The following is a 15,604-nucleotide window of genomic DNA, read 5'->3' as shown; positions in this document are numbered from 1 at the left end:
CCTTGCCCGGCGGTCTTTGCGGGGGATGCTTTTGCCTGCGACTTCCCGCGCATGCGGGCCCGGGTCGTCATTCGCTTTACGTCGCATTATCGAATTGCCGTTCGCGATGGAATTGATTCCATTGCGCAGTTGCGAAATACGGGTGGGGTAAATCGTGCCGGTCGGTATTCGCCGGCCCGGTAAAAAACTCGGGATGCATCGCAAAACGAATGCATTCCGGTGCGGAGCGCCGGCCGCAAATGATCCTTTGCGGCCGGCGGTATTTATCGTTCTGTTCGAGAGGCAATAATGACGACACTGAAGTCCTTGAAAGACGGTTTCGCGCTATTTGGAACGACACTGAGCGTGCCGCTCGCCGCAGCCGCGGCCGCGGCGCTGCTCGTCACCGGTTGCGGCGGCGACGACGGCTCCGGCCCGACCGCCGCCACCGCGGCAGCCGCGACGGCGTCGAACGGCAGCACGGCGGCCGGCACCGACGCCACCGCGGCGGCCGCCGCGGACCAGCCGTACGTCGACACCGACGTGTACGGCACCGGCCCGAACGACGCGGTCACGGATGCGACCGAAGGCGCCGCGGTCGTGCACCGCCAGGTCACGATCGGCGGCAAGACCGTCAAGTACACGGCCACCACCGGCCACCTGACCACCATCGATCCGATCACGTCGGCGCCGAATGCGAAGATGTTCTACGTCGCATACACGCAGGACAATCCGGACCCGTCGAAGCCGCGTCCGGTCACGTTCTTCTACAACGGCGGCCCCGGCTCGTCGTCGGTCTACCTGCTGCTCGGCTCGTACGGGCCTAAGCGCCTGCAGTCGTCGTTCCCGAACTTCACGCCGCCGGCGCCGTACAAGCTGCTCGACAACCCGGACAGCCTGCTCGACCGCACCGACCTGGTGTTCATCAACCCGGTCGGCACCGGCTATTCGGCGGCGATCGCGCCGGCGAAGAACAAGGACTTCTGGGGCACCGACCAGGACGCGCACTCGATCGACCGCTTCATCCAGCGCTATCTGACCAAGTACTCGCGCTGGAACTCGCCGAAGTTCCTGTACGGCGAGTCGTACGGCACCGCGCGCAGCGCGGTCGTGTCGTGGGTGCTGCACGAGGACGGCATCGACCTGAACGGGATCACGCTGCAGTCGTCGATCCTCGACTATGCGAATGCGCTGTCGGCGCCGGGCACGTTCCCGACGCTCGCGGCCGATGCGTTCTACTGGAAGAAGACGACGCTCAACCCGGCGCCGACGGATCTCGACGCGTACATGGTGCAGGCCCGCGACTATGCGGACAACACGCTCGCGCCGCTCGCGCAGAAGCCGAACCCGCAGGACGGCGGCTTCGTGAACGTGCGGCTGAACCTGAACCTGCAGACCGCGCAGCAGATGGGCTCGTACATCGGCACGGATCCGACGTCGCTGATCCAGACCTTCGGCAACCCGGCCGCGCTCGGCAACGTGCCGTCGTCGAACGACAACCCGCCGTACACGTTCTTCCTGACGCTCGTGCCGGGCACGCAGATCGGCCAGTACGACGGGCGCGCGAACTTCACGGGCAAGGGCATCGCACCGTACATCCTGCCGAACTCCGGCAGCAACGATCCGTCGATCACGAACGTCGGCGGCGCGTACACGGTGCTGTGGAACAGCTACATCAACACCGACCTCAAGTACACGTCGACGTCGTCGTTCGTGGACCTGAACGACCAGGTCTTCAACAACTGGGACTTCAGCCACACGGACCCGACCGGCGCGAACAAGGGCGGCGGCAATACGCTGTACACGGCCGGCGACCTCGCGGCGACGATGAGCGTGAACCCGGACCTGAAGGTGCTGTCGGCGAACGGCTATTTCGATGCGGTCACGCCGTTCCACCAGACCGAGCTGACGCTCGCGCAGATGCCGCTCGATCCGACGCTGAAGGCGCAGAACCTGACGATCAAGAACTACCCGTCGGGGCACATGATCTATCTGAACGACGCGTCGCGGACGGCGCTGAAGGGCGACCTCGCCAGCTTCTACGACGGCATCCTCGCGAACCGCACCGCGCTGCAGCGCGTGCTGAAGCTGCAGGCGCGCACGCTGCAGATGAAGCAGCAGCAACTGAAGCAGCAGGGGCAGTAAGCGTCGCGCCGCGGGTTCGCGGTGCTCCGGAGGGACGACAGCCCGATCGGCGCGAGCCGGTCGGGCTGTTTTTTTGGATCAAGGTCAGCGCACGCTGCGCGGACCGTTGCGGTGGAGGGCAGCGATGCGTGCGGCGTTGGCGGGCAACGCCGCCGTGCTTACGCGAGCACGAGCCGCACGCCGACCGCGACCAGCGTCGCGGCGAGCAGGTTGCGCAGCAGCCGCTCGGGCGCGCGCGCCGACAGCAGGCTGCCGATCACGATGCCCGGCAGCGAGCCGAGCAGCAGCGACAGCAGCATCGACCAGTCGACCGAGCCGAGCAGCCAGTGGCCCATGCCCGCGACGAGCGTGAGCGGCACCGCGTGCGCGATGTCGGACCCGACGATGCGGGTGGTCGCGAGCGCCGGATAAAGCAGCAGCAGCACGGTGACGCCGATCGCGCCGGCGCCGACCGACGTCATCGACACGAGCACGCCGAGCACCGCGCCCGTCAGCACGGTCGACCACAGCGTGCGCGCGGGACTCGGCGCGAGCGGGTTGCGCGCGGCAAGCGCGGTCAGCTGCGGCCGGAAGATCAGCGCGAGCGACGTGAGCAGCAGCGCGACGCCGAGCACCAGCTGGATCATCCGCGCGGTGCCCGGCGCATTCATCCCGTGCGTGTGGAGCAGCCACAGCGTGACGGCGGCGGCCGGGACGCTGCCGGCCGCGAGCCGGCCGGTGATGCGCCAGTCGATCGACCCCTTCAGCCCATGCACGAGCGTGCCGGTGGCCTTGGTCGCAGCGGCGTACAGCAGGTCGGTGCCGACTGCCGTCGCGGGGTGGACGCCGAACAGCAGCACGAGGATCGGCGTCATCAGCGAACCGCCGCCGACGCCCGTCAGGCCGACGAGAATGCCGACGAACAGGCCGGACAGGGAGTACAGCAGATCGATATGGGGAAGCGACATCGGAAGCAGGCGGTTATGCGGCGTTCGGCGGCGGCGCGCGGCCGCGGCGCGCGCATCAAAGTCCGCCATTGTCGCAAAAGTGGCGCGTCGGTGTACGACTACGTTAAAAATCGGCCGGGAAGGGCTGCCGGGACGCGGGTGTCGGCGGCGGGTGAAACGCTCGTTTGAACGTGCGCCGCGGCCCGGCGGGGCCGCGTGCCGGCGTCAGGTTGCGTCCGGCCGATGCCCGGTCATCGGGTAGGCTCGAACCGCGGCAAAGCAAGACGGCGGCGCGCGCGCCGTTCAGGCCGGACGGCCTTCAATGCATCGCGGGCCCGACGTCCGACGCGCCACCCTGGCGGCGGATGCGCAGTGCCAGCCCGAGCAGCCCGGCCGCGGCCGCGAATGCCGCGCCGACCGCGAACGCCGCGTGATAGCCGCCGTTCAGCGCGTCGAGCGGTGTCGCGCGGGCGGCCGCGAGCGCGTCGGTGCGCGCGGCCGCAAGGCTCGCGAGCACCGCGAGGCCGAGCGCGCCGCCCATCATGAACGCGGTGTTGACGATGCCCGACGCGAGCCCCGAATCGGCCGGATCGACGTCGCTCATCGCCGCGAGCAGCACCGGATTGAACGCGACGCCCGCGCCGATGCCGAGCAGCGTCATGCCGGGCAGCACGTGCCACACGAAGCTGCCGTCCGCCGGCGCGCGCGAGAACAGCGCGAGGCCGCACGCGGCGATCAGCAGGCCGGCCGCGATCGGGCCGCGGATCCCGAAGCGCATCACGATCCGCGCGGACAGCCCGAGCGAGAACGCAGCCATGATCAGGTTCGCCGGCAGGAACGCGAGGCCGACCTGCAGCGGCCCGTAGCCGAGCACGCGCTGCATGTACAGCGCGGACAGGAAGAACCACGCGAACATCGCGGCCGCCCACAGCACGCCGATCACGTTCGCGAGCGCGACGTTGCGCGCGGCGAACAGCGTGAGCGGCATCAGCGGGTGGACGACGCGCGCCTCGATCGCGATGAACAGCGCGAGCAGCGCGGCGGCCGCGCCGATCAGCGCGACGGTCTGGGTCGACAGCCAGCCGGCCTCGTTGCCGCCGACGATCCCGTAGACCGCGAGCATCAGCGACGCGGTGACCGTGACCGCGCCGGCGACGTCGAGCCGCGCAGCGCCGGCCGGCGCGCGCATGCGCGGCAGCAGCGCCACGCACATCGCATAGACCGCGATGCCGATCGGCAGGTTGACGAGGAAGATCCAGTGCCACGACAGCGAGCTCGTCAGCAGTCCGCCGAGCAGCACCCCGATGCTGCCGCCGCCCGCGCAGACGAAACCGTAGACGCCCATCGCGCGCGCCCGTTCGCCCGGTTCGGTGAACAGGTTCATGATCAGCGACAGCGACACGGCCGACACGATCGCGCCGCCGAAGCCCTGCACCGCGCGCGCGGCGATCAGCATCGTCTGCGATTGCGCGAGGCCGCAGCCGAGCGACGCGAGCGTGAACACGACGAGGCCCGCGAGGAACATGCGCCGCTGGCCGTACAGGTCGCCGAGCCGGCCGCCGAGCAGCAGGCAGCCGCCGAACGTCAGCAGGTACGCGTTGACGACCCAGACCAAGGCCGTTTCGGTGAAATGGAGGTCGGTGCTGATCGACGGCAGCGCGACGTTCACGATCGTGCTGTCGAGCACGATCATCAGCACGCCGAGGCAGAGGACGATCAGCGCGTACCAGCGCTTCTCGCCGTGAATTCCGTGGGTCATGGGCGGCAGCCCTCTCTCTGATAGTTATTTGAAAGGCTGCATTGTAGAGGTCATCCGCGCATGCTTCCTGCCGGTTTGTGGCAGCAGCGCCGCGTAGCGGCGGCGCGTGTGCGCGCGCCCGGCGTTATCCGCGCGGCGGCAGTTCGCAGCCGTCGGGGCCGCACGCGGCCGCGTCGTCGCCGGCGAGTTCGACGATCGCGCCGTCGCGCCATGCCTGCTCGAGCGCCTGCGCGAACACGTCGGCCGGCTGCGCGCCGGACACCGCATAGCGGCCGCCGAACACGAACAGCGGCACGCCGCGTCCGCCGATCTGCGCGGCGCGCGCGATGTCGGCCTCGACTTCGTCGCGGTACGCGTCGCTGCGCAGCACGGCGTCGACGGCCGCACGCTCGAGGCCCGCTTCGACCGCGAAGTCGATCAACGATGCGTGGTCGAACAGCGAGCCGTGCTCGCAGAAATACGCGCGGTACAGCCGCTCGGTCAACGCGTGCGCGCGGCCGGTCGCTTCCGCGAGCTTCACGAGGCGATGGCCATCGAGCGTGTCGCCGACGAGCGTGCCGGGCAAGTCGTAGCGCAGTCCGACGCTCGCGGCCGCGTCGGTTACCTGCCGCAGCATCTGGTCGACCTGCGCGGCCGACATCCGGTACTTGCCCGCGAGCATCGTCTCGACCGGTTCGACCGGCTGGCCCGGCATCAGCCGGTACGCGCGCAGCGCGACGTCGACGTGTTCGGCGTGCGCGAATGCGGCGAGCGCCTCGTCGAAGCGCCGCTTGCCGATCCAGCACCACGGGCAGATCAGGTCGGACCAGATTTCGACGGGCAGGGTCGGGCGGGCAGTCGGGGCAGGGGTCGTCGTCATGGGCAGTTCCGGGCGGCAAAAAGTGTAACCGCGACTATATCACTTTATGCTTCGGCACTTCGCCGCCGGCCGCTCCGCGCGGCACGGGCCGGCCGGCGACGCATCACGAAGCATGGACACGGATGCCGGATCCCGATAGCGGCTGCCGACGACGACGGCGGCGCACACCGCTTACGCTTCCCCCTGGGTTTCCTTCAGGTGCTTCAGGTGCTTGTAGACGGTCGCGCGGCCCATCCCGAGCACGTTCGCGACGTAGTTCGCGGCGCTCTTGCCGCGGAACGCGCCTTCCGCGTACAGCGCCTCGACGAGCTCGCGGCGATGTTCGCGCGTGAGGCCGTTCAGGCCCACCTGCCGTTCGCGCAGCCAGCCGTGCAGGAACGTGTTGATGCGCTCCTGCCAGTCGTCGCGGAACAGCTCGTCCGGTTGCGCGACGATGCCCGCGCCCTTGATGAACACGTCGAGCGTCGCGCGCACGTCGTCGAACACCGCGATGTTGAAGTTGATGCACATCATCCCGGCCGGGCGGCCTTCGTCGTCGAACAGCACGTTGCTCACGCAGCGCATCCGGCGGCCGTCCCAGTTCAGCTTCTCGTACGGGCCGATCACGCGCTCGCGCGCCGAATGGTCGATTTCCTCGAGCGCCGAGTCGTCGCCGACCTCGCGCTTCGACAGATTGTTCGCGAGGTACAGCACGGTCTGGTCGTGCAGGTCGTGGATCACGACTTCCGCATACGGGAAGAACAGCGCCGCGATGCCGTCCGCGATCGGTGCATAGCGGGTCAGCAGCAGGTCTTTGACGGGGGATTGCTTCTTGCGCATCGGAATCGCCATCTCGGGTGAGCGGGGGCCGGGCGCTGCGTCGACGCGGCGCACGGGCGTACCGTCGATCGGCTGGCCCGTGCGCCCGCGCGCTGCCGCGGCGGTTGCGCCATTGTATCGGCCCCGCATGCGCGCGCCGCTCATGCGCGCGTCAGATGCGCGTACAGCGCATGCGCGATCGCGATGTCCTCGAGCCCGAGGCCGATCGAGCGGAACAACGCGTGACGCGTGCGCGACGGCGCGGCGCACGTGCCGGTGACGAGCGCGGGCAAATCGCCGACGATCCGCTCGGGCGTCCAGCCGTGTTCGGCCGCCGCGATCTGCATCTCGCCCGCGCTCGCGGGCGTCGTGTGCCGGTAGTCGCAGTACACGTCCATGTCCGGCAGCCAGGCGGGCGGAATCTCGTGCGCGCGTGCGACGTTGGTGCTGATCGACGTGACGAGCGCGGGGCGGGTGAGCATGCCGTCCGCGAGCACCGGCGTGCCCGACGACGTGCACAGCATCACGACGTCGGCGTCGCGCACGCACGCGTCGACGCTCGCGGCCGCACGGGCGCGCGGATCGATCCGCGCGAGCGTGGCCTGCAGCGCCCGATCGCCGGCGAGTGCGGGGGAATGGACGCTGATCGACGCCCAGTCGCGCAATGCCGCGGTGTGGCGCAGATGCGCGAGGCCGACCGCACCGGTGCCGATCACCGCGAGCCGGCGGGCGTCGCGCGGCGCGAGGCAGTCGACCGCGAGCGCCGTCGTGCCGGCCGTGCGCTCGACCGTCAGCAGCCCGGCGTCGCACCACATCAACGGCTGGCCGGTGCGCATCGACATCAGCGCGGTCCAGGCGGTGACGATCGGTCTGGCGCCCGTCACGACGTACGGCGACAGCTTCGCGCCGAACACCTGCTCGTCGGCAAGCGCGCCGAGGTAGGTGATGAAGTCGCCGGCCTGCTCGGGGAACAGCGTCAGCGTTTGCGGCGGCTGCACCGCGCGGGCCGACGCCAGCGACGCGAACATGCGGCGCAGCGTGCCGAGCACGTCGAGCGACGGCAGTGCGGCGCGCACCGCGGCTTCGTCGACGGTCAGCGGCAGGGTCGGGGCGGGTTGCGTCATGGCGTGTCTCCGGTCGGGGCCGGACAGGACGGTCTCGAAAGAGCGGGTCCGGCGGTGTTCGTGATGGATTAAAAGTCTAATATAGACAAAAGAATGCGGGTGAATTTTTCTTTTCGGGACGGAATCCTGCCGCTGTGCCTACGAAAAATCTCAGCAAATCAAGGACGTTCCGGACAGCACGCAAATTTCCGAGCACGCCAGTCGAGCCGGGATTATCGTATCCCCTATAGTCTATAGTAGACTAAGAGTCTATATTTGAGCTGCAGACCGACGTGTCGCCGCACGGCAGCCCGGCTGCACCGCATGCCGATCCGGCGCCCGGCGACGGCGTCGTGCGACCGGTCTTCATCGCCCCAATCAGGAATCGAAGGACATCCGTCATGAACTGGAAGCTTTCCCTCTGCGCCGTCGCGGCGCTTGCGTGCGCGGCCGTCACGGCCCACGCGGAACAGACCACGCTGCGCTTCGGGATCGAAGCCGCGTACCCGCCGTTCGAGAGCAAGACGCCGGCCGGCCAGCTGCAGGGTTTCGACGTCGACGTCGGCAACGCCGTGTGCGCGAAGCTGAACATGAAGTGCGTGTGGGTCGAGAATGCGTTCGACGGGTTGATCCCGGCGCTGCAGGCGCGCAAGTTCGACGCAATCAATTCGGCGATGAACATCACCGCGAAGCGCAAGCAGAGCATCGATTTCACGCCGCCGATCTACGTGGTGCCGATCGTGATGGTCGCGCGCCGCGGTTCGCCGCTGCGGCCCGATGCCGCAAGCCTGCGCGGCAAGCACGTCGGCGTGCTGCAGGGTTCGTCGCAGGAGGATTTCCTGAAGGCGCACTGGGCGAATGCGGGCGTGGACGTCGTGTCCTATCAGGATCAGGACCAGATCTACGCCGATCTCGTCGCGGGGCGTCTCGATGCGGCCGTGCAGGAAGCGCAGACGGCCCAGGACGGTTTCCTCGACAAGCCGGCCGGCCGCGACTACCAGATCGTCGGCGAGCCGCTGAAGGATCCGGCGACGCTCGGCGAAGGCACCGGCTTCGGACTGCGCAAGGGCGACAAGGCGCTGCAGGCGAAGATCGTCGGCGCGCTCGACGCGCTGAAGAAGGACGGCACGCTGAGCGCGCTGTCGCAGAAGTACTTCAAGCGCGACATCGTCGCGAAGTAAGCCCGGTCGCGCGCCGGCCGCGGTGCCGGCGCGTGTTGCACCGGATCCCGCACCGAATCTCGACGCAGTACGGAAGAGCATGGATTTCGACGTCATCGTTCTGGGGGCCGGCATCGTCGGCGTGTCGTCGGCGCTGCATCTGCAGGATCGCGGGCTGCGCGTCGCGCTCGTCGACCGGCGTGCGCCCGGCGAGGAAACGAGCCACGGCAATGCCGGGCTGATCGAGCGCTCGTCGGTCGTGCCGTATGCGTTCCCGCGCCGGCTCGGCACGCTGCTGCGCTATGCGCGCAACCGCTCGGTCGATCTCTATTGGGACTACAAGGCGCTGCCCGCGTATGCGGGCTGGCTCGCGCGCTTCTGGCGCGAATCGTCGCCGCAGCGGCTCGCGGCCGCCGCGCGCGACATGCTGCCGCTCGTCGCGGCGAGCGTCGTCGAGCATGAAGCGCTGCTCGCGCGCACCGACGCGCAGCCGCTCGTGCACGACGGCGGATGGATCGAGGCGTTTCGTTCGCCCGCGCTGTTCGACGCCGAAGCGCGCGCGCAGCAGCAGGTGGCCGACGCGCACGGGTTGCGGATGCGCGTGCTCGATGCGCGCGCGTTGCGCGACCGCGAGCCCGGCATCGGCGACGCGTTCTGCGGCGCATTCCACTGGCAGGATCCGAAGACCGTGTCGAGCCCGGGCGGCCTGACGAAGGCGTACGCGCGGCTGTTCGAGCGCGACGGCGGCACGTTCGTGCGCGGCGACGCGACGACGCTCGTGCAGGTGCGCGACGGCTGGCAGGTCGATACGGAGCACGGGCCGATCGCGGCCGGCTCGGCGGTCGTCGCGCTCGGGCCATGGTCCGATCATGTGTTCGCCCCGCTTGGGTACCGGATTCCGCTACGCGCGAAGCGCGGGTATCACATGCATTACCGGCCGACCCGCGCGCCGCTGAACGTGCCCGTGTGCGATACCGAGGCGGGTTTCGTCGTCGCGCCGATGGACGGTGGCCGCCTGCGGCTCACGACCGGCGTCGAGATCGCGTTGCGCGGCGCAGCGCCGACCGGCGTGCAGCTCGCGCGAGCCGAGCCGCTGGCGCGCGACGCGTTCGGCATCGGCGAGCGGCTCGATGCGCAGCCGTGGCTCGGGATGCGGCCCTGCACGCCCGACATGCGGCCGGTCATCGGGCCGGCGCCGCGTCATCGCGGTTTGTGGTTCGTGTTCGGTCATTGCCACCACGGCCTCACGCTCGGGCCCGCGACCGGGCGGCTGCTCGCCGAGATGATGACGGGCGCGCCGACCTATATCGATCCGCGTCCGTACCGGCCCGGGCGTTTCGGTTGAGCGCGTCGCGGCACGATGGCCGCCGCGCGGGGCGGCCGTCACAGTTTTTCATTTCGCTGTCCGCATGATCGAAAGCCGCGCGGCCGGAAATGATCTGCGTAATCGATCGGAAAGAAATCGCGGAATAATAAAATCAGCAAACAAGCGATTTACCAATGCATTTTCATGGAAATGAAATGCGAAACAGGCAGGTCGTCGGGAGACGCTTCCTGACCGACCGTTCCGGTGTTCCCCGATGTACCGGAACACGTTACTTCGCGGCTCGCAAACGTTACGTTACATCGGCACTGCTGCCAGTCTGTTTGTCAGATGATTGACTCGGTTAGATGCATTTATTTAGCCGGAAAACCATATAAAAACGTTATTGGCTTCCAATAAGCCAACGAATGAATCCGTTTTATTCCGGTGGCACACTTCCTGCAATCCGTCCCCTTGCTTTATCAACGTAGTGCCAACGGAGACGGATGAAGATGGGACAAAATCTTAAATTGACGGGTGTGGCGCTGTCGGTGGCGACGGTGTTCGGGGTGCTGGCTTCCGGTTCGGCTAGCGCGGGGACGCTCGATGCGTTGCCGATTCCGCAAGTGATCGTGGCTCCGTCGTCGAACGGCGTGTCGGTCGGGCTGGCCGCGACCGGCACGTCGCCGCTGGGTACGGTGACCGTGGCGGCAGGCGGGTCGGGCGCGATTCAGACGTCGTTCGGCAATCCGGGGCAGGCGTTGTCCGGCGCGGTGAATGCGCTGACGGGCGCGCTCGGCGCCGGTGGCGGCACGGTGACGCCGCTCGCGCCGGTGCAGGGCGTCGTGAACCAGGTGACGGGTGCGCTCGCCGGTGGTAACCCGGCAGGTGCGCTGAGCGGGGCGGTGAATACGGCGACGGGGACGTTGAGCAATGCGGTCGGCACGGTCACGGGTGCGCTGGGGAATGTCGGGGGTGGCGCGAACCCGCTGGCACCGGTTCAGGGTGTCGTCAATCAAGTAACGGGTGCGCTGGGCGGCGGCAATCCGGCAGGTGCGCTGACTGGTGCACTGGGTACGGTGACGGGCGCACTGGGGAATGTCGGTGGCGGTGCGGATCCGTTGGCGCCGGTTCAAGGCGTCGTCAATCAAGTGACGGGTGCGCTCGGTGGCGGTAACCCGGCGGGCGCGCTGACCGGTGCGCTGGGTACGGTGACGGGCGCGCTGGGTAACGTCGGTGGCGGTGCGAATCCGCTGGCGCCGGTTCAAGGCGTCGTCAATCAAGTGACCGGGGCGCTGGGTGGTGGCAATCCGGCCGGCGCGCTGACTGGTGCGCTGGGTACGGTGACGGGTGCGCTGGGTAACGTCGGCGGCGGTGCGAATCCGCTGGCGCCGGTTCAAGGCGTCGTCAATCAAGTGACGGGTGCGCTCGGTGGCGGTAACCCGGCCGGCGCGCTGACTGGTGCGCTGGGTACGGTGACGGGCGCGCTGGGTAACGTCGGCGGCGGTGCGAACCCGCTGGCGCCGGTTCAAGGCGTCGTCAATCAAGTGACCGGGGCGCTGGGTGGTGGCAATCCGGCCGGCGCGCTGACTGGTGCGCTTGGCACCGTTACGGGCGCGCTTGGCGGTGGCAATCCGGCTGGTGCGCTGACCGGCGCACTCAATACGGCGACCGGGACGCTCAGCAATGCTCTTGGTACGGCCACGGGTGCGCTGGGCAACGTCGGGGGTACCAATCCGGCAGGCGCATTGACGGGCGCGCTCGGCACGGTAACGGGGGCATTGGGTAACGTCGGCGGCACCAACCCGGCAGGCGCATTGACCGGTGCTCTGGGCACGGTCACGGGTGTGCTGGGCAATGTCGGCGGCAGCAACCCGGCGGGCGCATTGACCGGCGCTCTGGGCACGGTAACGGGCGCACTGGGCAACGTCGGCGGCAGCAACCCGGCAGGCGCGCTGACTGGTGCGCTCGGTACGGTGACGGGCGCACTGGGCAACGTCGGCGGCAGCAACCCGGCAGGCGCATTGACCGGTGCTCTGGGCACGGTAACGGGCGCACTGGGCAACGTCGGCGGCAGCAACCCGGCAGGCGCATTGACCGGCGCTCTGGGCACGGTAACGGGCGCACTGGGCAACGTCGGCGGCAGCAACCCGGCAGGCGCATTGACGGGCGCTCTGGGCACGGTAACGGGCGCATTGGGCAACGTCGGCGGCGGCAACCCTGCAAGCGCACTGACCGGCGCTCTCGGCACGGTCACCGGCGCACTGGGCAACGTCGGCGGCACCAGCCCGCTGGCACCGATCCAGAACGTCGTCGACCAGGTCACCGGCACGCTCGGCAGCGGCAATCCGGCTGGCGCGCTCAGCAACGCGGTCAACACGATCACGGGCTCGCTCGGCAACGTCGGCGGTGCGTCGAGTCCGCTGGCACCGGTGCAGGGTGCGGTCACGCAGCTTGCCGGCACGCTGGGTAACGGCGACCCGGCCGGCGCGCTGTCGAACGCGGTGAACTCGGTGACGGGCGCCCTCGGCAACCTCGGCGGCACGAACCCGGTGGCGCCGGTACAGGGCGTCGTGAACCAGGTCGTCGGCACGCTGTCGGGTGTCGGCGGCAGCAGCCCGATCACGCCGATCACGAACCTCGTCAGCGGCCTGCAGAACGCGCTGCCGACGGGCGGCAACGCGGCTGGCGCGCTGACGAACGCGGTCAATTCGGTAACGGGCGCGCTCGGCAGCCTCGGCGGCACGAATCCGCTGGCGCCGGTGCAAGGCGTCGTGAGCCAGGTCGTCGGCACGCTGTCGGGTGTCGGCGGCAGCAGCCCGATCGCGCCGATCACGAACCTCGTCAGCGGCCTGCAGAACGCGCTGCCGAACGCGGTCAGCTCGGTGACGGGTGCGCTCGGCAGCCTCGGCGGCACGAACCCGCTGGCGCCGGTGCAAGGCGTCGTGAACCAGGTCGTCGGTACGCTCGGCAGCAACCCGGCCGGTGCACTGAGCAACGCGGTCAGCTCGGTGACCGGCGCACTCGGCAGCCTCGGCGGCACGAACCCGCTGGCACCGGTGCAGGGTGTCGTGAACCAGGTCGTCGGCACGTTGTCGGGCGCAGGCGGCAGCAGCCCGATCGCGCCGATCACGAACCTCGTCGGCGGTCTGACCGGCGGCACCAACCCGGCCGGCGCACTGACCGGTGCGCTCGGTTCGGTGACCGGTGCGCTCGGGAACGGTCCGGCTGCGCTCGGGCAGGCGGCCGGCGCGCTGTCCGGCGCGGCCGGTTCGACGGCGGCGGCGGGCGGCAGCCTGCTCGGCTCGGGCGCCAGCGCGGCCGGCAGCACGGCCGGCGCAGCCGGCTCGCTGGTGTCGACGACCGGCAACGCGACGGCGACGGTCGTCAATGCGGTCGGCACGACGCTGGGCACGGCGCTGGGTTCCGCGCCGAGCCTGTCGGTCACGCCGCATTCGGGCAGCGGCTCGGCCAGCAACCCGCTCGCACCGGTGTCGACGCTGCTGCAGGCGGTGACGGGCGCACTGCCGAAGTAACCGTCCGGGGCACGCGCGGCGGCGGTTCATCGCCTGCTGCGCACGACCGGTTGCGCGACGCGGCATGACAGCAATGTCATGCCGCGTTTTCTTTTGGATTCGCGATTCCGTTCGTCGGAGGAATACCAGGCCTGCATGCCGCCGCGCGCCATGTGGGGCGACATGGAATAACCGCCCGCGCCCGTTCGTTTACATACCGAGTCGCGGCGCAACCGGACGGCGGGATAATGACCATGACGAAGTCGACCGTTCCGTCGGGCGGCACCATGCCGCGATGCCGTGCCAGGCCATGACAAGGAGAACGAGAATGAAAACGATGCTGTTCGCGATCGCGCTGACCGCCGCCATTGCGCGGCCGGCAGCCGCGGAACCGCCGCAGGTCGGCGACGGGAAGCTGGTCGACGAAGACCACATGACGCTGTACGTGTTCGATCACGACGCGCCGGGCAAGAGCGCCTGCGGCGGCACGTGCGCCGTGAACTGGCCGCCGGCGCTCGCCGACGGATACGACAAGGCATCGGGCGCGCTGACCCTCGTCGCGCGCGACGACGGCAAGAAGCAATGGGCGTATCGCGGTCGCCCGCTGTATCGCTGGAAGATGGACCGCAAGTCCGGGGACGCCGGCGGCGACGGGATCGGCGGCATGTGGCACGTCGCGCGCCCCTGATCGAGTGAAGGACCGACGGACCGAAGCCGCGGCGACGCGCGAGGCATCCGGATGAGCTACGAATCGGATCTGCTGGTGTGGCTGCCGCATCTCACGCGGTATGCGCGCGCGCTGACGGGCGACCGGGCCTGGGCGGACGATCTCGTGCAGGACACGCTCGAGCGCGCGCTGAACCGGCCGCCGCGCGACGGCGGCAATCTGCGCGCGTGGCTGCTGACGCTGCTGCGCCATCGTTTCATCGACCAGTTGCGCGCGCGGCACGAGATCGCGGTCGACGACGCCACCGCGCCGTGGCAGACGATGGCCGCACCGGCCGACGAGATCGGCGGGCTGGTGCTGCGCGACGTGCAGCGCGCGCTGTACCGGCTGCCCGTCGAGCAGCGTGAAGTACTGCTGCTGGTCGCGCTCGAGGAGTTGAGCTATCGCGATGCCGCGCAGGTGCTCGGCGTGCCGGTGGGGACGGTGATGTCGCGGCTGTCGCGGGCGCGAGAACAGATGCGTGCGCTGCTGTCCGGCGAGCCGCCGGCGCACGGCGCGGCCGCGTTACGGGTGGTCGGGAAGACATGATGGACGATTCGCACAAACCTTCGAACGATCGGGACGACGGCGCCGATGCATCGGCCCAGCTGCTGTCGGCGCTGCTCGACGGCGAGCTGTCCGGGGACGAGCGCCGCGAGGTGCTCGCACGGCTGCAGTCCGATCCGCGGGAAGCCGGGCGCTACGAGCATTACCGTGCGCAGCGCGACGCGCTGCACGCGCTGTTCCCGCTGCCGGCGGTCGCGCCTGCGCTGTTCGTGCAGCACCGTGCGCCGCGCCGCCGCGTGGTTGCCTGTACGTTCGCGGGGCTGGCTGCCGGGCTGGTGCTCGGCATCGCGCTGCATGCCGGCTGGACGACGTTCGGCGTCGACCCGGCGTTCGCCGCGCGCGCGGATGCCGCGTATGCGGTGTACGCGGCCGATCGCGACCATCCGGTCGAAGTCGACGCGCGCGATCCGGCGCGCCTGGCCGGATGGCTGTCCGCGCGTCTCGGCCGTCCGGTGCGCGCGCCGTCGCTCGACGAATACGGCTACGCGCTGCTCGGCGGCCGGCTGCTGCCGGGCGTCGCGGGGCCCGCCGTGCAACTGATGTACCAGCGTGCGGACGGCGCGCGCGTGACGTTGTACATGACGGCCTACGCTGCGCGGCATCTCGCGCCGCAGGCGATGTCGGCCGACGGCCGTCATACGTATTTCTGGTCGGATCGCGGCATGGGTTATGCGCTGTCGGGGCAGGGCGACGAGCGGCGTGTGCGCGAGCTCGCGATCGACGCGTGCGGCGCACTCGGCGGCTCGACCGACGCGTGGAAGGGATGACGCGCGCGGCATCGACA

Annotated in this window: 12 protein-coding genes; 7 read left to right on the top strand and 5 right to left on the bottom strand. The window is 69.5% G+C overall.

What is annotated here, in order from left to right:
* Positions 1–288: 288 nt before the first annotated feature.
* Positions 289–2,124, top strand: a complete 1,836-nt coding sequence (locus tag Q3A80_RS07780) for a S10 family peptidase (RefSeq protein ID WP_446328496.1) — start codon at positions 289–291, stop codon at positions 2,122–2,124.
* Between the two features lie 158 nt (positions 2,125–2,282).
* On the opposite strand, the gene Q3A80_RS07775 is transcribed toward Q3A80_RS07780, so the two are convergent.
* From Q3A80_RS07775 to Q3A80_RS07755, 5 genes are all read right to left on the bottom strand, one after another.
* Complete coding sequence (locus Q3A80_RS07775; RefSeq protein ID WP_446328495.1) at positions 2,283–3,071, bottom strand: sulfite exporter TauE/SafE family protein; 789 nt, start codon at positions 3,069–3,071, stop codon at positions 2,283–2,285.
* Positions 3,072–3,369: 298 nt separating this feature from the next.
* Positions 3,370–4,809 (bottom strand): DHA2 family efflux MFS transporter permease subunit, encoded by a 1,440-nt coding sequence (locus Q3A80_RS07770; protein WP_446328494.1) that lies wholly within the window; start codon positions 4,807–4,809, stop codon positions 3,370–3,372.
* Between the two features lie 124 nt (positions 4,810–4,933).
* Complete coding sequence (locus Q3A80_RS07765) at positions 4,934–5,668, bottom strand: DsbA family oxidoreductase (protein WP_446328493.1); 735 nt, start codon at positions 5,666–5,668, stop codon at positions 4,934–4,936.
* A gap of 171 nt (positions 5,669–5,839) precedes the next feature.
* Positions 5,840–6,631: a helix-turn-helix transcriptional regulator gene (locus Q3A80_RS07760; RefSeq protein ID WP_446328492.1), complete on the bottom strand. Its 792-nt coding sequence runs from the start codon at positions 6,629–6,631 to the stop codon at positions 5,840–5,842.
* Positions 6,628–7,590: an ornithine cyclodeaminase family protein gene (locus Q3A80_RS07755; RefSeq protein ID WP_446328491.1), complete on the bottom strand. Its 963-nt coding sequence runs from the start codon at positions 7,588–7,590 to the stop codon at positions 6,628–6,630. The genes Q3A80_RS07760 and Q3A80_RS07755 overlap by 4 nt, the downstream gene beginning before the upstream one ends.
* Before the next feature lie 380 nt (positions 7,591–7,970).
* On the opposite strand from Q3A80_RS07755, the gene Q3A80_RS07750 reads away from it, so the two are divergent.
* The 6 genes from Q3A80_RS07750 to Q3A80_RS07725 all read left to right on the top strand — a co-directional run bounded on the left by Q3A80_RS07750 (position 7,971) and on the right by Q3A80_RS07725 (position 15,587).
* Positions 7,971–8,750, top strand: a complete 780-nt coding sequence (locus Q3A80_RS07750) for an ABC transporter substrate-binding protein (RefSeq protein ID WP_446328490.1) — start codon at positions 7,971–7,973, stop codon at positions 8,748–8,750.
* Between the two features lie 79 nt (positions 8,751–8,829).
* A complete protein-coding gene (locus Q3A80_RS07745) occupies positions 8,830–10,074 on the top strand; it encodes an NAD(P)/FAD-dependent oxidoreductase (protein ID WP_446328489.1) in 1,245 nt (414 codons plus the stop codon).
* 470 nt (positions 10,075–10,544) lie between these two features.
* Positions 10,545–13,568 (top strand): beta strand repeat-containing protein, encoded by a 3,024-nt coding sequence (locus Q3A80_RS07740; RefSeq protein ID WP_446328488.1) that lies wholly within the window; start codon positions 10,545–10,547, stop codon positions 13,566–13,568.
* Positions 13,569–13,875: 307 nt separating this feature from the next.
* Positions 13,876–14,235 carry a COG4315 family predicted lipoprotein gene (locus Q3A80_RS07735; protein ID WP_446328487.1) on the top strand — a complete coding sequence of 120 codons (360 nt, stop codon included), beginning with the start codon at positions 13,876–13,878 and terminating at the stop codon, positions 14,233–14,235.
* A gap of 51 nt (positions 14,236–14,286) precedes the next feature.
* Positions 14,287–14,802, top strand: a complete 516-nt coding sequence (locus Q3A80_RS07730; protein ID WP_446328486.1) for a sigma-70 family RNA polymerase sigma factor — start codon at positions 14,287–14,289, stop codon at positions 14,800–14,802.
* Positions 14,799–15,587, top strand: coding sequence for an anti-sigma factor family protein (locus Q3A80_RS07725; RefSeq protein WP_446328485.1), 789 nt, complete (start codon positions 14,799–14,801; stop codon positions 15,585–15,587). Before Q3A80_RS07730 ends, Q3A80_RS07725 begins: the two co-directional genes overlap by 4 nt.
* Positions 15,588–15,604: the final 17 nt, after the last annotated feature.

Source organism: Burkholderia sp. SR8 (genome assembly GCF_052851275.1).
The sequence above is the reverse complement of the archived record's forward strand: the minus strand, read 5'-3'. Positions and strand labels throughout refer to the sequence as shown.

Bases quoted from the DNA above. Each gene is read 5' to 3' on its own strand.
- Q3A80_RS07780 (WP_446328496.1), top strand. From the start codon at position 289: ATGACGACACTGAAGTCCTTGAAAGACGGTTTCGCGCTATTTGGAACG.
- Q3A80_RS07775 (WP_446328495.1), bottom strand. From the start codon at position 3,071: ATGTCGCTTCCCCATATCGATCTGCTGTACTCCCTGTCCGGCCTGTTC.
- Q3A80_RS07770 (WP_446328494.1), bottom strand. From the start codon at position 4,809: ATGACCCACGGAATTCACGGCGAGAAGCGCTGGTACGCGCTGATCGTC.
- Q3A80_RS07765 (WP_446328493.1), bottom strand. From the start codon at position 5,668: ATGACGACGACCCCTGCCCCGACTGCCCGCCCGACCCTGCCCGTCGAA.
- Q3A80_RS07760 (WP_446328492.1), bottom strand. From the start codon at position 6,631: ATGAGCGGCGCGCGCATGCGGGGCCGATACAATGGCGCAACCGCCGCG.
- Q3A80_RS07755 (WP_446328491.1), bottom strand. From the start codon at position 7,590: ATGACGCAACCCGCCCCGACCCTGCCGCTGACCGTCGACGAAGCCGCG.
- Q3A80_RS07750 (WP_446328490.1), top strand. From the start codon at position 7,971: ATGAACTGGAAGCTTTCCCTCTGCGCCGTCGCGGCGCTTGCGTGCGCG.
- Q3A80_RS07745 (WP_446328489.1), top strand. From the start codon at position 8,830: ATGGATTTCGACGTCATCGTTCTGGGGGCCGGCATCGTCGGCGTGTCG.
- Q3A80_RS07740 (WP_446328488.1), top strand. From the start codon at position 10,545: ATGGGACAAAATCTTAAATTGACGGGTGTGGCGCTGTCGGTGGCGACG.
- Q3A80_RS07735 (WP_446328487.1), top strand. From the start codon at position 13,876: ATGAAAACGATGCTGTTCGCGATCGCGCTGACCGCCGCCATTGCGCGG.
- Q3A80_RS07730 (WP_446328486.1), top strand. From the start codon at position 14,287: ATGAGCTACGAATCGGATCTGCTGGTGTGGCTGCCGCATCTCACGCGG.
- Q3A80_RS07725 (WP_446328485.1), top strand. From the start codon at position 14,799: ATGATGGACGATTCGCACAAACCTTCGAACGATCGGGACGACGGCGCC.